Here is a 22,659-nt window from a genome sequence, read left to right on the forward strand (position 1 = left end):
AAACGCGTGGCGGTTATGCGAACGGGGAACATCACGCGACAACAATCCCGTTTTTGACAAGATCGGAAATCTCTTGATCAGACAGCCCCAGCTCGCTCAGCACTGCGACGCTGTGTTCGCCGTGCTTGGGCGCGTCTGTTACCAACGCAGGCCCGCCTTCGCTCATGTGATATGCGGCCTGCGGCAATGTCACCTGGGGATCGCGCGAGCTGGGGACAAAATAGCGACGCGCTGCAAGCTGGGGATTTTGCACCGCGTCTTGCAGCGTTTTCACTGGCTCTACCGGCAACCCTACCCGCCTAAGGACCGTGATCCATTCGTCTGTCGTCTGCTCTGCAAAGACCGCGGCAAGTCGGTTTTTTGCCACGTCTGAAATCGCCCAAATATCCGGCCAATTCTGGATATCGGCGATCTCGGCAACCTCATGACCCAAACCAGCCAGAACCTGATATAGCGCCTTGTATTGCTGCGCCCGAAAAGCCCCAAGCATCAATCGCCCATCAGACGTATCGTAGGCTGAAATACCCGCTTCTTTACCACGATCAGCCTGAACCGGGTGTTGTACCGCCGCCACCTCTGGTGACATTATTTGCATCGCGACTTCCAACATGGACACGCTGATATGGCAGCCCTTACCCGTGTTCATACGCTGTATCAGTGCAGCACTTACCGCAAAGGCAGCGCAGTATCCGGTGCTATAATCGACAAAGGACACACCCGGCTTAACACCGCTACATTGCGCAATCGTGCCGCTAACAGCCTGAATGACGTTGTCATACGCCCCCATTTTTGCATTCGGCCCGGTATCCCCATATCCGGTGATTGAACAATGTATCAGGTTTGGATTTTTCTGCGCCAGAACATCATAGCCCAGACCAAGGCCGGCCAAGGCATCCGTGGCGTAGTTTTCCACTAAAACATCTGCATTCCTCACAAGGCGAAGCAAGATAGCTTTTCCTTCGGGGGTAGCCAGATCGATTGCAAGTGCACGTTTATTGCCGCCCTGCACTAAATAATTCAGACCCAACCCTTCGGCATTTGCGGCATCATCTGGGCCCCGCCCTCGTGCACAATCCGGGTCGGTTGGCGATTCTATCTTCAGAACATCCGCACCCAGCAAACCCAACTGATACGCACAGAATGGCCCGGCCAAGACATGAGTAATGTCTAACACTTTGATATTATTCAGAGCTCCGCTCATACCCATTCGCCATTCCAATCAGCAGCGCAAAATCACCTTGCGCAATTCCTATATGTCTAATATGCAAAACATTGTTCCATATGCAATACGGAAAAATTATGAGCTATGTTCTGCACCGCAACCTGACCGCTGAATTGCCCGCAATCGTGTCGGGCGATGGCAACTATCTGATCGATGAAACGGGCCGTCGTTATCTGGACGCCTGCGGAGGCGCAGCAGTATCCTGCCTTGGCCACGACAACCCCAAAGTGCGCGCCGCAATAAAGGAACAGGTTGATAAAATCGCCTTCGCGCACACGGGGTTGTTCACCAATCAACCAGCTGAAACATTGGCTGAATTTCTGGTCAAACACGCGCCCAAAGGTACGGGCGACGGTCGCGTCATGTATCTAGGCAGCGGCTCAGAAGCGATGGAAGCCGCGCTTAAACTGGCGCGCCAATACTATTTGGAACGAGGCGAACCTGCGCGCTCCAAAGTCATTGCACGCATGCCCTCGTATCACGGAAACACACTGGGCGCGCTGGCCACAGGCGGTCACACCGGTCGCCGCGCACCTTTCCAGCCCTTGCTGATGGATGTCAGCCATATCGACGCTGCATATGCATACCGTATGCAAAAAGACGGTGAAAGCGAGGCGCAATTTGCCCTACGGGCCGCCAACCTGCTCGAAGAACGCATCCTTGAATTGGGCAAAGACGAGGTTATGGCCTTTGTGGCGGAACCTATCGTTGGTGCCTCGCTGGGCACCCAACCCGCCCCCAAAGGGTATTTCAAACGGATTCGTGAAATCTGCGACACCTACGGCGTGCTGCTGATCGCAGATGAAGTCATGTCAGGCATGGGGCGCACCGGAACTTTGTTCGCCCTCGAACACGAAGGAATTTGTGCAGATATCACGACCATGGCCAAAGGTCTTGGCGCCGGTTATCAACCAATTGCAGCAGTGCTAGCTTCAGAAAAAGTCATATCGCAGATGCAGGCAGGCAGTGGTACGCTGTGGAACGGCCATACCTATATGTCACACGCCATCGCCACTGCGGGCGCACTTGCCGTGCAACAGGTCATCGAAAACGACAATCTCCTGGCAAACGTGCAGGAACGGGGCGCGCAGTTGGAAACCGCTTTGATCTCCGCTTTTGACACCCATGAAAATGTGGGCAACATCCGCGGTCGGGGTCTGTTCTGGAGCATTGAATTCGTCGCAGACCGCACCACCAAAAAACCCTTTCCCCCCGCACGCGCCATTGCCCCGCGCCTGAAAACAGACATGCTCGCACGCGGGATCATTACATATCCCTCACAGGGCTGCATTGATGGCACCAATGGAGACCATATGCTTCTGGCACCCTCTTACACCTCTACAGTTGAAGAGATCGAGTTGATCGTATCCGAACTGACCCAAGCCGTTGCACACGTGCTGGAGACCTGACTCATGTCCAAGAAAACAATCCTGACAGCGGCGATCACAGGCAATCTGATGACCCCCAAGATCAGCCCACACCTGCCCGTTACCCCCCAGGAAATTGCCGAACAAGCCCTTGATGCCGCCAAAGCCGGAGCCGCCATTGTCCACTTGCATGTGCGCGATCCGGAAACCACAAAAGGCTCGATGCGGATGGATCTCTACCGCGAGCTGGTGGAACGCATCCGCGAGAAAAACGAAAACGTTATCTTGAACCTGACCACCGGAGAAGGCGGTCGGTTTCTCCCGTCGCCGGACAATCCACAAATCGCGGCGGAGGGCTCTACCCTATGTGCGCCGGAACAGCGCGTCGCTCATGTTGAAATACTGAAGCCAGAGGTATGCACTCTGGATTTCAATACCATGTGGTCAGGTCAGGCCAGTGTGATCAATAGCCCGCATAATATCGAAATCATGGCAGATCGCATTTATACTGCAGGGGTTAAACCTGAGATCGAGATCTTCGACAGTGGCGATTTGCATATGGTCAAAGACTTTCTAGCCCGCGACGTCCTGTCCGGTCCCCTGATGCTGCAAATAGTCCTTGGCGTGCGCTTTGGCGCGGTAGCAAATCCCGAAACCATGGCTTTTCTTGCCAGCCAGCTGCCCCCGGAAACGCAATGGGCCGGGTTCGGCATCGGCCGGATGGCCTTCCCCATGCTTGCACAGGCTTATTTGCTAGGCGGACACTGTCGGATTGGCATGGAAGATACAGCCTATATCCGCAAGGGTGAGCATTGCAAATCCAATGCCCAACTGGTGACAAAAGCCGTTGGCATTATCGAAGATCTTGGCGGTTCAATGGCAAACCCGGACGAGGCGCGTGCCATTCTGGGTCTGGCTACAACCTGATGTCAGGCAGGGCCTGCATATCCCAGCTCGCGCGAGATTTTCAACGCGGCGGCTTTGGTTTCTGGCACGTAGAATGTGTCAACCCGGTCAAAGTCAAACCCGCTGTCAGGCCCGGAAATGTTCACACAAGCAACAACGTTACCACTGTTGTCTCGCACGGGCACAGCCACGCTGGAACCACCGGGGTCACGAAACCCTTGAGAAAAAACATATCCTGCCTCACGTACCGCCTGCACTCGCACCTTCAGGGCTTCAAATGTGGTTGGCGTGTGATCGGTAAATGCCACCATGTCCAGGTCTTCGCAGAACAGCGAAAGCTCTTCGTCGCTCAGATCACTCAGAAGACACCAGCCAATTGCCGAGGCATAAGCCTGCGTGCGTGTGCCCGTCGCCATATTCGACACAAACCCACTGCGCGCCTGATGGCTGCCAAGGTACAGAACCTCTTCACCTTCCAGAACACTAAGGTGAGTGCTTACCTCGATTTTGTCGCGCAGCGCCGCAAGATAAGGGCGCGAAATCGACGTCACAGGCTGTTGATTCAAATAGGCAAACCCCAAATTCAGCACCCGTGCACCCAGTGTGTAGGTGTTTTTTTGTTCCGCCTCTTTGATGAAATCCATGTGCCGCAGCGTATAGATCAGACGAAACGCAGACGAGCGGCTCAGCTCCATCGCGCGCCCGATCTCACTCAGCGACATGGGACCCGCAGCTGCACCCAAAATTTCCAGAACCCGCAATCCCCGCTGCAGGCCGGGAACAAAATAAACGCTATGATTGGGAGATTCGGTCATTCGTGGCTCAGTCTCTCTACAGAAATGCAAAAGCGTTTTACATGCAAAACAAACTTGTTGCAATGGAGGAAACGAAATGACGCAAGAGACTGGGCAAAAGACCCTCTTGCCGACGAACGAAGATACCACCGGACCTTACTTCCCGATTTATTTTCGAGATGAAAGCCTGGAAGATCTCACACGGGTTGATGCCGGTGTTGTTGGTCAGGCTAAAGGCACCCCTATTATCTTACGCGGTCGTGTGTTTGATCGCCACGGCAATCTCGCCAATGGTGTGTTGCTGGAATTCTGGCAGGCCAATGCGAAAGGTCTTTATCGCACGCCTGAAACCGAAGGCCACACAGATATCGATCCCTGGTTCAACGGCTATGGCCGCCTGCGCTCAGCCAGCGGCGCATACAGTTTTCGCAGCATCATGCCAGGCACCAGCGACAACCGCGCGCCCAATATCACCGTTACAATATTCTCAGATGGGATAAACCGTATTGTAACACAGGTCTTTTTCCCAGATCAAAGCGCCAATGACGCCGATCCGGTATTGAATGTACTCACTGAAAGTGAACGCCACCGCCTGATTGCCAAACATGATGGCCGTACCGCTGATGGTGCCGAAGTTTACCTGTTTGATATCATCATGGCCGGCGACGGTGAGACCCCATTTTTTGATGATCTGCAAAGCTGAGAGGAGTCCCGAATGACCACCCTAGGACGCCAACTGAGCATTGGCCCAACCGATAACACCTCAGACCAGCGCACGCCGCGCCAACGCCTGAAATTGATCCCCGAAACAGCCCGCAAGAGCTTTGTCCCCTATGTGCCCGCACGTTATGTCAGCCGGACACATGAATGGGATCTCACCCGTATTTCCCCCGACCGCCCCCGCGCACATGGCGAAGCGATCGAAATCACCGGCACCGTGCGCACTCAAAGCGGAGCCCCTCTGCGTCATGGCTTGCTGGAAATCTGGAATGCCAATCACTACGGTCGCTATCGCCACATAGAAGATCACTCTGGCCTGCAGTTGGATGAAAACTTCTTTGGGATGGGCCGCGTGGTAACTGACGAAAATGGCCAATACAAATTCTGGACCATCAGCCCCGGTGCCTATCTGGCCCGTCCTGATATCGGCCGCTGGCGTCCAAAACATATCCATATCTCTGTCAGCGGCGGATCTTCGCGTCTGATCACGCAGATGTATTTCCCAGACGAGCCAAACAATCACTCCGACCCAATGGCCATACTGATGGGGGATGCCTTTGAACGCAATGTTGGTACCTCTTACGAGACCCCAAACATCGATGTTGAGCAAGGTTTCCGCTTTGACATCGTCGTTGGCGGGCGCAATGCAACGTTTTTCGAATGAAGACCGCAGCCAATCTCTATAAACTGGGAGAGTTTTCTCCCAGTCTGCCCTCAAATGACGATTATTGGATCGCGCCAGATGCCCGTGTCATCGGTCAGGTCAAGCTGGGTGAAGGCGTGTCATCTGTAGGGCTCTGTCCTGCGCGGCGACAATGAACCCATCCTTCTGGCCCATGGCAGCAATATTTAGGAACATTGTGTCCTGCATGTTGATTCCGGCTTCCTGCTGACAATTGGCGCAAACTGCACGATCGGGCATAAGGCCATGCTACACGGCTGCAGGTGTTTGATAAGCCAGACGCACTTAATTACAGAAAATGCCGAAATACCGGATGGCTCTTTGGTCATCAGCACACCTGCAAAGGTCAAACGTAGCCTCAGAGAAACCAAAACAGAGCGGTTTTTGAAATCCGCTAAAAATACCGCTGGAACAAGGACCGCTTTAAATCCCAGCTTGTGCCGCTTTAGCAATCAAAGGTCGGCTTTGGGATCAGCACCGAAACCACTGTTGTGTTCTTGAAATTTGCGGACCGACACTAGTTGCGTCATTTGTAGCTTAAATGGAAGATACTAGAGCACAGAAACGCCTTTGAGGAGAGAATAATGGACTATCTAGTAACCATGCGGACCTATCTCTCCGTGGTTGAAGAAGGTTCCTTTATTGCCGCCTCCCAACGGCTTGGCATCACCCCACAAGTGGTGAGCAAACATATTCAAGCCCTTGAAAAAGACCTTGGTGTTCAGCTTCTCAACCGGACAACCCGATCGCTCAATCAGACCGAAGTTGGCGATCGTTTTGCCCGTAGATGCGCAACCTTTCTAGATGAGTTCAAAGATATCATCAGCGACGTTCGCAAAGAGCACACCGAACCACGTGGCATTTTAAAGCTTACCGTTCCGGTCACATTTGCTGAAATATACATGTCACGGATCCTTGTCGGGTTTTCTCAAATTTACCCAGACATTTCGGTCGAGATGCGGCTGTGCGATGACTTCTCAGATTTGCTGGATGACAATATCGATCTTGCCCTGCGGATAGGAAAACTCACAGATTCCTCGGTAATCGCAAAGAAGATCCTTGATACAAAAGCCATTGTTTGCGCCGCCCCCAGCTACCTTGAACGTGTGGGCAGGCCCAAAACGCCAGCCGACATAGAAACACTGAACTGCATTATCGATACAAACCGCCGAACGCCCCGGCGCTGGTCCTTTATGTTCAACGGAAGCCTCACCACCGTGGCCATCAACGGGTGTTATACGGTCAACTCAGCCAGTGCTGCGATTGAACTCGGGCGGGCAGGTGGCGGCGTGCTGATGTGTCCTGATATCTTCATTCAAAAAGAACTGCAGTCGGGCCAGCTCCAGCCCCTCTTTGATCAAGATGCCACAGAAGGCTCAGGCTTATATGCGATGTTTCACAGCACTCGCTACACAGCAGCCAAGACTCGCGTTTTTGTGGATTTCCTCACCACCTGGTTCAAACATAACCCAATAGACGGCCGCCAGACATGCGCAGCTGGGACTTCACCCGGTACGAGATCACGAACGGCATTTGATTGAAGGGGCATCCTGATCAACGGTTGGAAAGGTCGGCACTGGTGGCTGGTGAATTGGAGAAAACCGTTTCATCGGTTTTACGGTTGGGGTTCCTGTAGTGAACACTAGCCATCGTCATCCTCCGGTGGTGCCAGCGATGCAGACCAACTGGCGGCCCCAAAATCGATCTCTTTGTGACCACCGGGGCCGCAGCTATCGAAAACGCCGTTAAAATCGCCCGCACAGCCACCGGCCGTCCTGCGATGATCGCCTTTGGTTGCGTTCACCGGGCGTGCTGATGTGATCGAAGAAGAAGGCTTATGCGCCCGCGCAACTGAGCTGATCGACGTGCGCGGGCCGGGGTTCATAATTGCCCCAGAATTCAACAGGATGGATGGACCCAGGCCAACCCAGAGTTCGCGAATGCCGTGCGTACCGAGGCGCTGTCACACGGTTTGGTTCTATTGATCTGCGGCGTTTATGGAAATGTCATTCGCTTTTGGGCACCTTGGACGATTGAAGGCGCGATGGGCGTGCTTGATGCCTCTTTCGCTTCCGCGAAAGGAACCTGAGCCGTCCCTTGAGGGGATATCAATCACCGTTGAAATGAAATCAGCTTAACGCGTTTCAAAATAATCAAACAGGCGCATGAACCAGATTGCGGTATCCATGCCAAACATCTTACTGCGTCTGAACGGAACCAGTTTTATTTGGCTGACAAGCCGTACCAAGCCTCTAGCCCAGCCCCCAGAACACACGCGGCCAGCCTACACTCAACGATATCGCCACACCGTGGCCATCCCAGCCAGTATCCCGCACAGGCTTCATGGATATGCGGCGGGATAAAATACCAAATGTGGTGTCGAAATCATAACACACCACAATACAGAATTTATCTATTAATATGCGAGCCTGACGCGAAGTTGGTCAAGATAGATTTTAATTTGGACGCCACCCGATCGCTTTCGAAATCAGTTGTGCCGCTTCGATCATGTGATCTGATTGCGAGATGACTTTGTCTGCCTTTGCGTGCTGATCCAGGGCCCAAAACGAAAGACTGGCCCCGACTTTGTCTTATTAATCAAAAATAGGTGCCGCTATTTCTGTGACCTGCAAGAATTCTTCTTTCACCGACTTGGCAAAGCCATCAATTTTAACATCCCACAAAAAAGCACTTCAATTAAGCGGCGGAGGTCAGCGTGAATTTGGTAAATTCTTCAAACTCTAACGTCTCAAGAAATTCTTGCTTACGCGGTTCTGACGGATGGTAAAGAAATACTTTGCCAGTGGCATTGCAATGCAAGGGACATGGTCGCCAGATCATCCGGACCCACTGGTGCAAACGGCGTCCGGTACGGTATGTCCGAGAGGATTTATAATACCCGATCAGCCCTTCGCCCTGAAGGCACAGTAAGGACGGAATGGCAGGAACTTTTCACCAATTCCTTGCTTCGCACATCCTCTAAAAAAGCAAGAGGCTGGCGTGCATCAGACAAGACATCCATCACAATCGCACATTTGGTGACAATCGAACTTTCAATGGCTCGGCCTATATATTCACGCATCAATTCCACGGCAATGAAATCGCGAACGCGGTTCCCTCACCCAAGGGGTGAGCCGGATCTTTCAGTCCAACCTTTGGCACATTGCCGCGTCTTACGCATTTGCGCGTCGCAGAACTGCGTTGAGCAAAACATTGACGCCCGGGGCTGTATAGCGCGGCTCGATATGTTCGCTTTCGTTATGGGTGATGCCATCGTGGCAAGGGGTAAAAATCAGTGCCGTTGGCACGACTTTTGCCAGATGATAGGCATCATGTCCTGCTGCGCTCAGCATATGTTTGTGACTGACGTCCAAATCCACAGCGACCTCTTCGACAAGGTCTGTCAAATTTTGGTCAAAGGCCACATCACCGAAAACCCATTCTTTGATGATCCCAAGCGCAGTGTTTGATTGCTTTTGGGCCACGGGCAACACTGCAATCACTTTGTCGTACATCTCTTTGGCCAGCGCAGGGTCTGGATGTCGCACATCAATCGTCACCTTGGCATGGTCTGCGATGATCCCATATTTATTCGGAGACACCTCAATCCGGGCACAAGTGGAGCGCCCTTCGGGTTCATATTCCCAGCCAATTTTATTGACCTCGGCCACGATCACCGATGCGGCTACCAATGCGTCTTTACGCTTGCGCATGGGCGTCGGCCCAGAATGCGCGTTTTCGCCGGTGATCTGCACTTCCGCCCCAAAAGACGTATAGCCTCCGATAACAATGCCCACGTGCAGGCCTTCTGCGTCTAGAATGGGCCCCTGTTCAATGTGCAGCTCAAAATAAGCATCAATCGCGGAAGGATCACGCGGCGCGGACCCGGCATAGCCAATGCGTTTCAGTTCTTGTCCAAAGGCACAGCCATTTTCATCCTGCTGCCCCAAGACCCAATCCAGAGCATGCACACCGCAAAAAAACCCTGCCCCCATCATGGGCGGCTGAAAGCGCACACCTTCTTCGTTGGTCCAACAGACCACTTCAACAGCCCGCCGGGTGTCGACATTTTGATCGTTTAAGGTACGAATGACCTCTAGTCCTGACAACACCCCTAGAATTCCGTCATACCGCCCGCCCGCAACTTGTGTATCCAGATGCGAGCCCATCACCACGGCAGGCAAACTGGGGTCTTTGCCCTCTCGGCGGGCAAAGATATTACCTGCACCATCAACGCGCAGCACACACCCAGCCGCCGTACACCATTGCACAAATTGATCGCGCATGGCTTTATCATCATCGCTCAGCGCAAGCCTGCTCAGCCCTGTGGATTTGCCAACCCCAATACGGGCCGATACCTCAAGTGTATCCCAAAGACGCTCCGCATTAATTTCCAGTTTATTCGCTTTGGTGTTCAACACGGGCGCTCCAAATTTGTTGCGGCTTGGGATGGGTTGCAATAACCGTCTATGTTTCTCTGCTAGCAGCGGGCAGTTGCCACGGGTATCTTGATGTAACTATGTTTGCTTAGAGAGTTATCAAAGTAAGAGGCGGCTATGGCACTTACCTCGGTCAGTAATGTCGATCTAAAGCTGCTCAGCGTGTTTCGCACGGTGGCGCAATGCGGTGGGTTTTCTTTGGCACAGGCTGAACTGAACGTCAGCCAAGCCACCATCAGCATACACATAAAGAACCTAGAAACTCGTCTGGGATTGACCTTATGTCAGCGCGGACGCGGCGGTTTTGCCCTGACCGACGACGGGCAACGGGTATATGACGCCTCAAATGCGCTGTTCAATCACCTCGAAGATTTCCGAAGTCTGGTGCTGGGTTTTGAAACGCTTGTGGGTGAATTGCAAATCGCTATCATTGACAACTCCGTCTTTCACCCGGAGTTTCAACTTGCGAACGTTATCCGGAATTTTGGGCAACTTGATCACAGTGTCGATCTGTCAGTGCATGTCTCCCCACCCAATTCTCTAGAACAAATGGTACTGGGCGGGCAGGCGCATATCGGTATCGGCTATTTCCCAAGACGGCTGGCACAACTTGACTATGACCCATTATATATGTCCGAAATGCAGCTGTATTGCGGGCAAGACCACCCGCTGTTTGATCGCGACGATCCTGATATATCCGTTAGTGATGTTGAAAATGCGGATCACGCGCAGCGGGGTTATGTATCCTATGATCAGCTGCCCGAGAACGAAAGACAATTCAACTATGCCGCCCGCGCCCAAAATATCGAAGGCTTAGCGCATCTGGTTTTGTCTGGGCAATATCTGGCGTTTTTGCCTGTTCACTATGCGGATCAGTTCGAACGAAACGGCAAGGTCCGCCCACTACTAAGCGACACCTACAGCTATACGTCGTGTTATGAAATTATCCGGCGCAAATCTGCGGCGCGTACCCCAGCGGAACGCAAATTCCACGAACTGCTGATCTCAGAATCAATCGAACACGATCTGGTGCACCCAGATGTGCCCACACGCTAGAATGCATAGGGTGAATCTTATATGTTTGCCCAAATATTCAGACATGCGCTCATTATACGGGCATCATCGCTTTGTTACTTAGACCAGTATCAAACTAAACATTATTACATTCGAATGCCTTAAGATGAGCCCTTGTGGAACACTTAAATTGTTCCGGCCCGAACCTTCGGTATTTGGACACACTGGGGGCCCGCATAAGCCCGCCATCGCTGGCTAGGCCAGCGCAAGTCGGATTGGGATCCGCGCAATGATCCCACAGAACAGGGGAATGAACATGACTGATATTTCAATGAAATCTGGTACATCGCGGCGTAGTTTTCTTCAGACGGCAGGTCTAAGCACTGTTGGCGGTGCTGCCGTACTAACTGGAACGAACACAGCGGCACAGGCACAATCTGGCGAGCCAATTGTGATCGGTGGACCAATCCAAATGACAGGCGGCGGTGCCGCGGATGGCATCGAATTCAAACGCGGCCTTGAGATGGCAGCCGAAGAAATCAATGCAGCAGGTGGTATTCTGGGGCGCCCCGTCGAAATCGTTGTCGCGGATACGGAATCTGGAGGGGACGATAAAATCACCAGCGCTGGCCAACGCCTGATCGACCGTGACAACGCCAGTGCACTGATCACCGGCTATAATTTTGGCTCGCAAATCGCGTTGCAAAACGTCGCGGCAGATGCCTCAGTCGTTTATATGCATGCTGATACCGCCCGCGCCCACACTGCGCTTGTCGGAAGTGATCCCGAAAAATACTGGCAATCCTTTATGTATTGCCCTTCCGAAGTTTATTATGGCTTTGCCTATCTGAACTATATCAAAACCCTTGAAGACTCTGGCCAGTTCATCCCTGTCAACAAAAAGATCGCGATTGTAACAGGCCCAATCCAATATTCCATCAACATCGCCAACTCCATTCAGGAAGAAGCCGCGAAATACGGCTATGAGATCTCGCTTTATGAAACGGTCGAAGCACCGACCAACGATTGGGGCCCGACACTGGCCAAGCTCCGCGAAGACGAGCCGGGCTTTATCGTAGTCACCCATTTCTTCCCCGGGGATCAGGCGCAGTTCATGAAGCAATTCCTGACCAACCCAACCAACAGCCTTGTTTATCTGCAATACGGTGCCTCTCTGGCGGCATTCCGTGACATTGCTGGCGATGCATCTAAAGATGTTCTTTATGCTACGAACATCGGTGTGCTGTCTGGCGACATTGGAGCGGACTTCACTGCGCGCTATCTTGCAAAGTATGGTGACAAAGCATCTCCGAACGGCGGCGCGCAAACTTACGAGGCCCTGCATATGTTCGCTCAGGCGGCAGCGTTGGCAGGTGGCGTCGGCGAAGCTTATGACGATGGGCAAAACAAAAAGGTCGCCGATCGTCTGCGCAACCTGATCTATCGCGGGCCAACCGGAGCCATTCGCTTTGATAAGCAAACCCAGCAAGCGTTTTCTTATCCGGTGCAGACCAACGATCCATCGCTGGGCATGTCGCATATCTTCAGCCAGATCGCGAAAAAGGAAGAGAATGGCAAGATCATCTCTCCCGTTCCATACAGCGTCGCGGAGTTCCGCAAGCCACACTGGATCAAAGCATAAACGGTTAAAAGGGTGGCTCTGTGAACAGTCCCGTTGAATCTATTCTCGAATGCAGAGGCGTATCGCGGCACTATGGTGCCCTGGCAGCTGTGGATGGCATTGATTTAGCGATCTCTGCAGGCGAAACCGTTGGCATAGGTGGCCCCAACGGGGCTGGCAAAACCACCTTTTTTGACCTGATCTCGGGATTGACCGCAGTCAGCGGTGGTCAGATTCTGTATAATGGAAAGACCATCACAGGGGTTTCTCCTCACCAGCTGTTTCACCAAGGCATGGCCCGCACGTTTCAGGTAACCGATGGCTTTGGCAGCCTAACCGTAATGCAGAACATGCTGGCCTCGATCATCAACGGCGGTGGCGCAGAACGTCCGGGGCTGTTTATCACACGAAAACACCGCGACTTGGCCTGTGCTGTGCTGGCAGATTATGGGCTGTTGAACTCTGCAGATGACCTTGTCTCGGATCTGCCCGCGCTCGACAGAAAAAAGCTGATGGTCGCGACCGCCGTTGTCCATAAGCCGCAAATATTGCTGTTGGACGAACCTGTTGGCGGCCTTGCTCCTTCTGAGGTGGATGCCTTTATCGAGCTGATTTTAGGCCTGCGCAAAACCGGCATAACAATTGTATTCATCGAACATGTAATGCGGTTTTTGCTCGCGGTGGCAGACCGCGCCTTGATCATGCATCAAGGTAAACTGATCTATGATGGCGCGCCCAAAGGCATCGCGGCAGATGAAACCGTTAAGTCGGTCTATCTCGGCTCTGCCGCTGACGCGATGGGGGCACATTGAACCATGGCTTCTATTCTTAGCATTCAGGGTCTGTGCTCTGGCTACCGCAATCAACAGGTACTGACCGACATTGATCTTGAGATCGAAGAAGGCTCTGTCACCGCGTTGATTGGCCCCAATGGGCATGGGAAATCAACGCTGCTGAAAACTTTGTCCGGATTAATCCCGACCTGGAAAGGCGACACGCAATTTCTTGGAAAAGCGCTGGGGAACAACGCTCCAGATCGTGCGCGTGCCGGGTTGATCCTGGTCCCGCAGGGCGATCAGTTGTTTGGCGGCATGACGGTCGAAGAAAACCTGATGATGGGGACCTTCGCTCGCAAAGACCGCGACGCAGTCCAAGACAGTTTGGAAACTGTCTTTACTCTATTCCCCCGCCTCAAAGAACGGCGTGGCCAACGCGCCGAAAGCCTGTCTGGCGGAGAACGCCGCATGGTGGGCATCGGGCGTGGGATGATGGCAAACGGAAAAATGATGATGATTGATGAACCCTCTCTGGGGCTTGCACCTTTGATCATCGAACAGATTTACGAAGCCCTTGGGCACCTTGCCAACCAAGACCGATCGATTCTGGTGGTCGAAGAAAACCCAAGCCGTGTCGCCAATGTGGCCAGCGCTTTTCACCTGATGGACGGCGGCCGCATCGCGTGGTCAGGCAATACCAACGACCTCGCGAATTCAAGCGACCTGCTTAAGACATACCTAGGGGGCTAAAGCGATGGATGCGATACTTCAAATCTTAGTAACCGGGCTGACGCTTGGCTCTATGTATGCCTTGGCCTCGGTTGGTTTGGCGCTGACCTATGGCACGATGGGCATGTTTAATATGGCCCATGGTCTGTTTATGACCATCGGCGCCTATGTCTGCTATTCCGCCTTTATCGTGTTCGGCATGCCGCTCTCGTTTGCAGTTCTGATCGGTATTGCTGCAGGCGGCGTTGTGGGCATGGCGATGCACCTGCTGATCGTCAAATTCATGCTGCACCGAGCTGACTTTCAGACCACAATTATGGTGGCCACCGCAGGTGTCGCGATCTTGTTGCAGGATCTGATCCTGAAACAATACGGCGCTTACCCGTTCAAACAGCCCGCCCAGATCGAGGGCCAGCTGACCGTCGCAAGTGTTGTTGTGACTTACCAATCGATCGCGATCATGACCTTTGCCGCCGCGCTGATCGGTCTGATGGCGTGGCTACTGACAAACACACGGTTTGGCCTGGCGATCCGGGCAACCGCAATGAACCAAGACGCCGCCGAGTTGATGGGGGTCAAGACAGAGCAAACCTATCTGCAGGTCTTACTAATCGCCGGGGTTCTAGCCGCTGCTGCAGGCATTTTGATTTCGTCACTGGCCAGCCTGTCACCCGACATGGGCACCAATCCGTTGATCCGCGCTTTTGTAATCTGCGTTGTGGCCGGTCTGGGCAGCGTCACCGGCGCAGGCATCACTGCGATTGTGCTGGGCGTCATGGAGGCAGCGATTGGCTATTACATCGGGGTGCGCTTTGGCTTTCCAACAATGCTGGGCCTCGTGATCCTTGTTCTTATCTTTAAGCCAGCAGGTCTGTTCGGCAAACAGGGGGTTGTGCGCGCATGAACGGCAATACTGCACTTTACCGACACCTCACCGCACTTGTCGCTGTGCTTGCAGTGATCGCGATCCTGCCAGTGTTCATCACTCAACGGTATTTTCTGGGCGAGATCATCCTGTTCATGATCTGGGCCTCGGTGGCGACACAATGGAACGTGTTGCTGGGGCACGCAGGGGTCTTTTCACTGGGGCAGATGCTGTTCTTTGCGATTGGCGCCTACGCGGTGGGGATGATGGGCACGTATTTTGATGTCTCACCTTGGCTTGCCATGCCAATCGGCGCGATTGTTGCCGCAAGTGCGGCGCTGGTAATTGGTCTGGCCTGTCTGCGGCTCGAAACCGCTTATGTGGCACTGTTGACCTTTGCAATTGTCTTTATGGTCAGCACACTGATCAGAACGGATGCGGAATGTTTCATCACCAAAGGTGGCTTGTGCACCCCACTGTTCGGAGGCGGCAATGGGTTTTCTGGCTTTGATGATCTGGGCTTTCGAAAACTACTGAAAGGCCAATGGGTTGTGGGCAACTACTTTGTAGTGCTTGGCGTTCTGGCTCTATCCTTGCTGGCATCTATCTGTGTCATTCACGGCCGCTTGGGGCTGGCGTTCAGGGCGCTTGGCGACAGTCGCATCTACGCCGCGGCACGCGGTATGAACAGAACCCGTTTCCATATCATCGCATTTGTTATCACGGCCTTTTTTACCGGTCTCACCGGGGCTGTTTATGCTGCCCATTTCCGCTTTGCAGGGCCCAGTCTGTTTGAATTTCCGACACTTGTTTTCATTCTCGCGATGATCGTGATCGGTGGGCTGAAATCCACATGGGGCCCGATCTTTGGCGCCGCGCTGATGATGGTTCTGGTCGAATTCGCCAAAGAAATGGGTGATGTGCAAAACACCCTGATCGGCTTTGTCCTCGTGGTGTTTGTCTTGATCTTCCCCAAAGGGCTGGCCGGTGCGACGTCTCAGCTGGCTCAGCGGATCAGCAGACAGCGGTCTCGCAAAGCCAGCGATACAGCGCGCGCAATCTGACATTGGCAAAGACATGCTGGCCGCAAGCCAAACCACAGGTGTAGGACTGCTTTGATGAACTTTGAAACGATAGAAACGGTTTCTGCGCAGCTTAAAGCAGGCGAGGTGACATCACAGGCTTTAACAGCCGCTTTGATGCAAAGCATCACAGCCCGCAATCCGTTGATTTGCGCTTATAGCGACCTGTTGTTTGACACAGCCATGCACGAGGCGCGCGCAGCAGATGCGCGCCATGCCGAAGGGCAGGCAAAAAGCGCGCTGGATGGCATCCCGATTGCAGTCAAAGACCTGATTGATACAACCCCAGCCCGCTGCTCTGCAGGGCTCGCCCATCTTGCAAACTACATCCCCGCCATCGATGCGCCAGTCGTCAAAACACTGCGCGATGCAGGTGCCGTTATTCTGGGTGTGACCGAAACCGACCCTGGCGCGTTTTCAACTGACACTTTGCGGGTCACCAACCCCTTGGCGGCAGATCGAATCGTCGGTGGCTCTAGCGGTGGGTCCGCTGCGGCGGTGGCTGCTGGCATGGCATTTGCAGCGATTGGCACAGACACCGGCGGCAGCATTCGTATTCCGGCAAGTTGCAGTTCGATCTACGGGTTCAAACCCACCTGGGGAACCGTGGATACAACCGGTGTGCGCCCCCTGGCGCAATCCCTTGATCATATAGGTCCGCTGGCCCGCAGCATTGCGGACCTTGCCCTTGTTCAGCAGATCATTGACCCCGGCTTTATGGGGCAAAGCAATGCACCACAAAACGGCCCCCTTACGCTGGGCGTGCCACACGCCTATTTCGCCGATGCCCAAACCGAAATACGAAATGGCTTTGCCGAGACCCTAGACAGGCTCGTCGATCAGGGTGTGGATTTGATTGAAGTCACCCTGCCCTATCCCGACACAGTGCTAAACTTTCATATGGTCAATCTGCCGCAACAGGCCGCCACCTATCATCTGAAACATTTTCCACGCGACTGGCCAAACTATCCGCCCATTGCCCGTGGCACAATTGAAACCGGACACAGCATTTCGGCCACGCAATTAGCAACCGCCCAAAAGCAATGCAAAGCCGCCCGCGATCAGGCTGATCAAGCCCTCACGCAGGTGCGAGCCTTAATCTTGCCCACCATGCCGGTGGATGCACCAAAACGAAGCGAACACAGCATTACTCTTGCTCAACAAGAACGATCCCGTTTGGCGGCAACCATCCGCTATACCTGCCTTTTCAATCAGACCGGCCACCCGGTGGTGTCCATGCCCGCAACCAGACAAGCGGACGGGCGCGCACAAAGCATACAATTGGTGGGCGCTCACGCCCAAGATCGCGCCTTGTTGGCCATCGCAAAACGGATTGAAACGATATTGGCTCTCGACCTGAACTATGCTGATCTGCAAGACTTTAGGACAAATGCGCCCAAAGAAACCGGGAAAGCAACACATGGAGACGCTGTAGATGCAAGATAATCTCTCAGACGATCACCATCACGACCCAATCGAAGAGGGTGCCGCCCTGCGCGTGCGCGCCCTTGAGGAACTGTTGATCGCAAAGGGCCTTGTCAAAGCCGAAGCCATCGATGCAGTGGTCGAATACTACGAAAAAGAAACCGGCCCCCGGAACGGGGCGCAGGTGGTCGCGCGCGCATGGTGTGACCCAGATTTCAAAGCATGGCTGTTGAAAGACGGCACCGCCGCGATCCACTCGATGGGGTTCAAAGGCTATCAGGGCGAACATATGCGAGTGGTCGAAAACACCAACGACACCCATAATATCATCGTCTGTACTCTTTGCTCTTGCTATCCGTGGCCGGTGTTGGGCCTGCCTCCAGCTTGGTACAAAGGCGCCGCCTATCGTGCCCGCGTTGTCCGCGAACCGCGCGCGGTGCTGGCCGAATTTGGGTTAGATCTGCCCGCGTCTCAAAAAGTCCGCGTTTGGGACAGCACGGCTGAAATCCGCTTTATGGTCTTACCACAGCGCCCCCCAAACACCGGCAATCTTTCGCAGGCCGAACTGGCTGATCTTGTGACCCGCGACAGCATGATCGGGACGGCAGTGCTTTGATATGATCAAACGGCAAAGGTAACTGGCAATGGATGGAATTCACGACCTTGGTGGCATGCATGGATTTGGCCCAATCCCGATTGAATCACAGGATTACCGTTTTAAACACGACTGGCAGCGACGCGCCTTTGGCATCGTGCAGGCCGTTGCCGGCAACACACCCTATGTGGCGGACCAGCACCGATATAAGATCGAGCAACTTTCAGCGACAGACTACCTGACGCTAGATTATTTTGAAAAATGGATCACAGCGACCTCGGCGCTGTTGAAAGACGCTCGCCTTGTAAATGACCAGGAGCTGGCGACGGGTCAGAAAGAATTCGACGTTGATCTGGTAAACCACCCCGCCGTAAGCGCTGACGATCTGCTGAGCGCGATGAAAATCGGCGCGGATTACCAATTTCCAACCAACAGTCAGCCACAGGGTTTTGCCATCGGCACCCGCGTACGCGTGCGTTCCGACAGTCCGCAGGGGCACACCCGCGTGCCGCGGTATGTGCGCGGAAAATTCGGCACAGTTCTGGCCACTGAAGGTGTGTTTCAACACGCCGACAGTGTCGCCGCAGGGCAAGGACGCAACCCGCAGCATTGCTATCTGGTTTCTTTCAGCGCCGCAGAACTCTGGGGATCCAGCGTAGAACAGGCCGATGACGACATTCTTCTGAACCTGGCGGAGAGTTACCTTGAGCCAATGTAACGTCGACGACAATGTACTGCTGCAAGCACAACGCATCATCCCCGATCGGCCCGAAGGGGACCCTTTGTTTCGCCGCGCTTGGCATGCACGCGCCTTTGCTTTGATTGTTACCTTAGTCAAAGACAGTGACCTGCCCTGGGCGACCTTTCAAACGCAACTTGTAGAACGGCTTGCTGCACAACAAAAGGACGCCCCAGCCCGTGACCCGGAACAGATAGATCTACAGTATTTTGACTGTTGGCTGGAGGCGGTCGAAGACACGCTTATTGCACAGCAATTTATTGAACGACCAGAAATTTCTGCACAGATCGAACGCATTCGCCAATCAGTGGCAGACATTCGTCATTCGCAAATGTCTTTGCATCCAAGAACATAGGCCTCCCGGCTTAAGCCCCAGACTGGCTTTGTTGCACAAACCCAGTCATCAATGGCATCTTTTCAAGCTTTTCAGACCGCAACATATCAAAGAGGTCAGACGACACGCGCGCGGACGTCACTCGTAAATACGGCTGGCTTCGCGTCGCATAATCTCCTCTGAACTCTCGCCAGTGCACCCCAGCCCGTCTAGAGCTGGGATGAGACCATCAAAACCACCATCATCTACCGAAACCATCGGCGTCACGCACCCTTAAGACCGCTGATCAGCCGAGCTTGGCCAAGGTTTTTCAAAGCCGTCAAAAGGCTCTCGCGCTCTGATGCTGCATACATCGCAAAAGGATCTCGCACACTGGCGCCCAAGGCCTCTTCAAAAGCCGATTGGTTTGCAGACGCGCTATAGTTGGACTGTTCATCTGAACCTAAATTTGATTGGAAAATACCTGCGGCAGAGACCGGTAAAAAGTCTTCATAGGTCAAAGGCGACGCAATCAAATGGCCGTCTTTGATGAGCGCCTCAATCGACGCATAATCTGAGAGCGCGCAATTTTTCGCAGCACGGTATTGGAAATATGCCAGACCCTGCGTTCGCATGTCTTCCAAATCATCTGGAATGACATGGAATTGTTTGGCCAATTCATCTTGATAGGCTTCAGCACCTTCACCGGCAGCCCCAATTGGTGCAGCGGCGCGCGTTTTGGCCAGTGCTTGATCATAAAGCGCCCGACCCGCTTTGGTCAATGCAGCCCCACGCTGTTCGATCTCGCCAAAGCGCGCAGAATGGGTGCCACTTTCACCGGCCTCCTGTCCGGAGAAAACGACCTTTTCTTCCAGAGCTTTAAACGACGTTTGACGCAAAAGTATCGGGTTTTCACGGGTTGGTGGGCCTTCGATCACAGCTTTCGCCAAGATGCCACGCTCTGGCATGCCAACTTGCACAGTATCAATATCCAATGTGCGAGGTGTCAGATGGTTAATATGGGGGCCTTGGAAACTGACCACATCTGCAATCAGTCTGTGAGCATCGTGCAAACGTTGATATGTATTCGTGCAGACGGTCGCGTTCTGATGCCACCGGAAGGTGTTGAGGGCTTCAGCCACGAATTCCACGGCCTGTTCTTGTGTCAGCCCCCCCTGTGTATCGACCAAATCAATCAACTCCGTCACACGGTTGGTGAAAATCATACGGCGCGCGAGAATCTGAGCCACCTGTTCTGCCAATTCTTGATCTTCCAGAAGATCAAGGCGTAGCAACGAGGTGAACACCCGAAAAGGGTTCTTGCTCAAAGAGGCCGCATCAACCGGGCGAAAAGCAGTCGAGTGGACAGGGATGCCAGCCACTGACAGATCATAATAGCCAACTGGATACATGCCCATCACTGCAAACATACGGCGGATACCAGAAAGCTCTTCCGCAGTCCCAACCCGAATGGCTCCATGGCGCTCAACGTCAAGGCGCCCGATCTCGCCCGTTGTTTTCATACTCTCTGCAAGCTCAGGACAAGCTCTCAATGTCTCGGCATTGATGTCTTCAACAAGTTGGACCAACGTGCCGTATTGCGGAACCTCGGTCCGATACATGTCTGACATTGCGCTAGAAAAAAGCGTGCGAATATCATCAGGGTGTAAGAATTGGGTCATATCGTTCGCCTATAATGGGTAGAGGCCCGTCTGGTCAGGCGGGCCAATAGTTCTGATGTCGAATTTGACACCCTGCGCAAGGGGCAGCTCAGCCGAATAATACACGGTGCTAGTCTGGCGGCGCATGCAGCCTTTCCATGCATCAGAGCCACGTTCGCGCCCGCCTCCAGTTTCCTTCTCTCCGCCAAATGCACCACCAATTTCGGCACCGGATGGGCCATGTTCACATTTGCAATACCGCAATCAGAGCCGAGAGAGGACAGGAAAGTTTCCGCCTTAAGGATATCCAGCGTAAAGATGCAAGATGACAACCCTTGTGGCACCTCGTTTTGCAACCCAATCGCATCTTCCAGTGTCTCGTATTCGATCACATACAGAATTGGCGCGAAGGTTTCGGTTTCAATAGGTGCAGTCTGACCCGGCATTTTCACCAAGGCTGGCGCAACATAAGCACCGCCTGCCACGCCATTGTCAGATATATCCCCACTGAACACAACGCCACCCTCGGCTTTTACGGCCACCAAAGAGGCTAGCGTCGCTATCTTGGTCGGCCAGGGTCATGGCTTCTTCAATTCTGGGCAAAACTTTGAAACACGCGCAGCTGAGATGTTGATAGATCTCATCAGACAGCACCCAAACCTGTGGGTGTCACAACATCCCGTCCTTCAGTGCGCAAGTTCGCAGCCATTTCCGAAATTTCGATGGCCACAATCCGGCTGCGCATTAAAAGCCCATATTATCCAGCATAACGCACCCCGCTTTCAGTCGCCAAAAATGCGTCAAGTGGTACGTCTTCTTGTTTCAGGAACCCAGATTGCTGCAATATACCCGCACGCACCATTTCAATGATTGCCACAACGGACGAAGCGGTTGTCCAAGCAATAGCCGTGCGCTGTTTGCCTGCGATCTCAATCGGCTTATAGCCTTTGACAAACTCTTTCCTCTAAAGCTTGCCCTCGTGCTTACCCTCTGCCGCGACGTGGACATACACAATGTCATCTTCGACAGGTGGCTTTGCGTTGACAAGGATCTCCCCCGCTTCATCTTTGCGGTCCCGCATCAAAAGCTCATGGAAGAAGAAGTTCATCAACTCAACATGGCCCGGATACCGCATTGTCTTATAGTCGATATTTGGCACCTTACCGTGATAGGTCTCACACATAGTGCCAAGCCCACCAGAGGTGGTGAAAGCCTCTAGCTCGATCCCGTCGATGACGATTTTTTCAATCCATTCCATCGGGGAAACCCACTTTATTTCACCATTTTCAAGAACTTCACAATCATTGAGATATTCATTCACGACACCTGCTGGTGACCAATTAAAAGAATACCCCATCAGGCCGGTTGGGTTCTGGGGGAGCGCACCAACCCGCATTTTACAAGAACGACAGTCTGTTGAACGTCAGACAACTTTGACCTTTGCGTCACAAACTGACCCAATTTCCTCACTTCATGCTCCTGCAAGCGGTTTCGTTTGATCTGACTTCCTTTTCGGAAAATCAGGGCTGATTTGCAGATCAGACGACCAAGCCGCCTGTTCCTGCTGATCTGCCACGTGGCGAACGCGGGAGGGGGCGAGGCAATGCTATTTGACAGGGTTGGTGCGGCCCGCAGGCGCAGCCGAGGACACGGCCCTGTCTAATCGGGTTGCCCGAGGGGGAGGGCAGCGCCCTCACCCTGACGGCCAG

At 53.5% G+C, this 22,659-nt stretch carries 23 protein-coding genes and 1 pseudogene; 16 read left to right on the plus strand and 8 right to left on the minus strand.

The genetic code is table 11. From position 1 onward, the window contains the following. Positions 1–31: 31 nt before the first annotated feature. Positions 32–1,201 carry a CaiB/BaiF CoA transferase family protein gene (locus tag BLP79_RS08785; protein WP_090218261.1) on the minus strand — a complete coding sequence of 390 codons (1,170 nt, stop codon included), beginning with the start codon at positions 1,199–1,201 and terminating at the stop codon, positions 32–34. Between the two features lie 98 nt (positions 1,202–1,299). On the opposite strand from BLP79_RS08785, the gene BLP79_RS08790 reads away from it, so the two are divergent. Both BLP79_RS08790 and BLP79_RS08795 read left to right on the plus strand, forming a co-directional pair. Next, entirely contained in the window at positions 1,300–2,631 is a 1,332-nt protein-coding gene (locus tag BLP79_RS08790) for an aspartate aminotransferase family protein (protein WP_090218262.1), read from the plus strand. 3 nt (positions 2,632–2,634) lie between these two features. Further along, positions 2,635–3,516 (plus strand): beta-keto acid cleavage family enzyme, encoded by an 882-nt coding sequence (locus BLP79_RS08795; RefSeq protein ID WP_090218181.1) that lies wholly within the window; start codon positions 2,635–2,637, stop codon positions 3,514–3,516. Between the two features lie 2 nt (positions 3,517–3,518). On the opposite strand, the gene BLP79_RS08800 is transcribed toward BLP79_RS08795, so the two are convergent. Beyond that, positions 3,519–4,310, minus strand: coding sequence for an IclR family transcriptional regulator (locus BLP79_RS08800; RefSeq protein WP_090218183.1), 792 nt, complete (start codon positions 4,308–4,310; stop codon positions 3,519–3,521). Between the two features lie 76 nt (positions 4,311–4,386). On the opposite strand from BLP79_RS08800, the gene pcaG reads away from it, so the two are divergent. From pcaG to BLP79_RS08820, 4 genes are all read left to right on the plus strand, one after another. Further along, positions 4,387–4,992, plus strand: coding sequence for a protocatechuate 3,4-dioxygenase subunit alpha (gene pcaG / locus BLP79_RS08805; RefSeq protein ID WP_090218185.1), 606 nt, complete (start codon positions 4,387–4,389; stop codon positions 4,990–4,992). A gap of 12 nt (positions 4,993–5,004) precedes the next feature. Next, complete coding sequence (locus BLP79_RS08810) at positions 5,005–5,673, plus strand: dioxygenase family protein (protein WP_090218187.1); 669 nt, start codon at positions 5,005–5,007, stop codon at positions 5,671–5,673. After that, positions 5,670–5,828 (plus strand): LbetaH domain-containing protein, encoded by a 159-nt coding sequence (locus BLP79_RS20250; RefSeq protein WP_408607942.1) that lies wholly within the window; start codon positions 5,670–5,672, stop codon positions 5,826–5,828. The genes BLP79_RS08810 and BLP79_RS20250 overlap by 4 nt, the downstream gene beginning before the upstream one ends. 447 nt (positions 5,829–6,275) lie before the next feature. Then, on the plus strand, positions 6,276–7,232 hold the full coding sequence (locus BLP79_RS08820) for a LysR family transcriptional regulator (protein ID WP_090218189.1): 957 nt from the start codon (positions 6,276–6,278) through the stop codon (positions 7,230–7,232). 101 nt (positions 7,233–7,333) lie between these two features. Here the strand turns inward: BLP79_RS08820 and BLP79_RS19495 are convergent, their stop codons facing one another. From BLP79_RS19495 to BLP79_RS08830, 3 genes are all read right to left on the minus strand, one after another. Beyond that, the gene (locus BLP79_RS19495; protein ID WP_100269075.1) at positions 7,334–7,576 is read right to left on the minus strand and encodes a hypothetical protein; all 243 of its coding nucleotides are present in this window, start codon (positions 7,574–7,576) and stop codon (positions 7,334–7,336) included. Between the two features lie 812 nt (positions 7,577–8,388). Next, on the minus strand, positions 8,389–8,532 hold the full coding sequence (locus BLP79_RS20255) for an IclR family transcriptional regulator domain-containing protein (protein ID WP_090218191.1): 144 nt from the start codon (positions 8,530–8,532) through the stop codon (positions 8,389–8,391). A 332-nt stretch (positions 8,533–8,864) separates the two neighbouring features. Further along, positions 8,865–10,112: a Zn-dependent hydrolase gene (locus BLP79_RS08830; RefSeq protein WP_198511996.1), complete on the minus strand. Its 1,248-nt coding sequence runs from the start codon at positions 10,110–10,112 to the stop codon at positions 8,865–8,867. A 135-nt stretch (positions 10,113–10,247) separates the two neighbouring features. Here BLP79_RS08830 and BLP79_RS08835 point away from each other — a divergent pair, with 135 nt between their 5' ends. The 10 genes from BLP79_RS08835 (at position 10,248) to BLP79_RS08880 (ending at position 19,331) form a co-directional block, all read left to right on the plus strand. Beyond that, positions 10,248–11,186: a LysR family transcriptional regulator gene (locus BLP79_RS08835; RefSeq protein WP_090218193.1), complete on the plus strand. Its 939-nt coding sequence runs from the start codon at positions 10,248–10,250 to the stop codon at positions 11,184–11,186. Positions 11,187–11,460: 274 nt separating this feature from the next. Beyond that, positions 11,461–12,786: an ABC transporter substrate-binding protein gene (locus BLP79_RS08840; protein WP_090218265.1), complete on the plus strand. Its 1,326-nt coding sequence runs from the start codon at positions 11,461–11,463 to the stop codon at positions 12,784–12,786. Positions 12,787–12,806: 20 nt separating this feature from the next. Next, positions 12,807–13,577, plus strand: coding sequence for an ABC transporter ATP-binding protein (locus BLP79_RS08845; protein ID WP_170830474.1), 771 nt, complete (start codon positions 12,807–12,809; stop codon positions 13,575–13,577). Positions 13,578–13,580: 3 nt separating this feature from the next. Then, the gene (locus BLP79_RS08850) at positions 13,581–14,291 is read left to right on the plus strand and encodes an ABC transporter ATP-binding protein (RefSeq protein WP_090218195.1); all 711 of its coding nucleotides are present in this window, start codon (positions 13,581–13,583) and stop codon (positions 14,289–14,291) included. A 4-nt stretch (positions 14,292–14,295) separates the two neighbouring features. Further along, positions 14,296–15,174, plus strand: coding sequence for a branched-chain amino acid ABC transporter permease (locus tag BLP79_RS08855; RefSeq protein ID WP_090218197.1), 879 nt, complete (start codon positions 14,296–14,298; stop codon positions 15,172–15,174). After that, positions 15,171–16,199, plus strand: coding sequence for a branched-chain amino acid ABC transporter permease (locus tag BLP79_RS08860; RefSeq protein WP_090218198.1), 1,029 nt, complete (start codon positions 15,171–15,173; stop codon positions 16,197–16,199). Before BLP79_RS08855 ends, BLP79_RS08860 begins: the two co-directional genes overlap by 4 nt. A gap of 54 nt (positions 16,200–16,253) precedes the next feature. Continuing rightward, complete coding sequence (locus tag BLP79_RS08865; RefSeq protein ID WP_090218199.1) at positions 16,254–17,663, plus strand: amidase; 1,410 nt, start codon at positions 16,254–16,256, stop codon at positions 17,661–17,663. After that, positions 17,653–18,258, plus strand: coding sequence for a nitrile hydratase subunit alpha (gene nthA / locus BLP79_RS08870; RefSeq protein ID WP_090218201.1), 606 nt, complete (start codon positions 17,653–17,655; stop codon positions 18,256–18,258). Before BLP79_RS08865 ends, nthA begins: the two co-directional genes overlap by 11 nt. 28 nt (positions 18,259–18,286) lie before the next feature. Next, positions 18,287–18,955 carry a nitrile hydratase subunit beta gene (gene nthB, locus BLP79_RS08875; protein WP_090218203.1) on the plus strand — a complete coding sequence of 223 codons (669 nt, stop codon included), beginning with the start codon at positions 18,287–18,289 and terminating at the stop codon, positions 18,953–18,955. Then, complete coding sequence (locus BLP79_RS08880) at positions 18,942–19,331, plus strand: nitrile hydratase accessory protein (protein ID WP_090218205.1); 390 nt, start codon at positions 18,942–18,944, stop codon at positions 19,329–19,331. Before nthB ends, BLP79_RS08880 begins: the two co-directional genes overlap by 14 nt. A 242-nt stretch (positions 19,332–19,573) precedes the next feature. Here the strand turns inward: BLP79_RS08880 and hglS are convergent, their stop codons facing one another. From hglS to BLP79_RS19940, 3 genes and pseudogenes are all read right to left on the minus strand, one after another. After that, complete coding sequence (gene hglS / locus BLP79_RS08885; protein WP_090218207.1) at positions 19,574–20,971, minus strand: 2-oxoadipate dioxygenase/decarboxylase HglS; 1,398 nt, start codon at positions 20,969–20,971, stop codon at positions 19,574–19,576. Positions 20,972–20,980: 9 nt separating this feature from the next. Next, positions 20,981–21,486, minus strand: a pseudogene (locus tag BLP79_RS08890) (aldehyde dehydrogenase family protein); the annotation flags it as partial. A gap of 428 nt (positions 21,487–21,914) precedes the next feature. Then, on the minus strand, positions 21,915–22,346 hold the full coding sequence (locus tag BLP79_RS19940) for a saccharopine dehydrogenase family protein (RefSeq protein ID WP_269799317.1): 432 nt from the start codon (positions 22,344–22,346) through the stop codon (positions 21,915–21,917). Between the last annotated feature and the right edge of the window lie 313 nt (positions 22,347–22,659).

The organism is Epibacterium ulvae, assembly GCF_900102795.1.
GTDB lineage: Bacteria > Pseudomonadota > Alphaproteobacteria > Rhodobacterales > Rhodobacteraceae > Epibacterium > Epibacterium ulvae.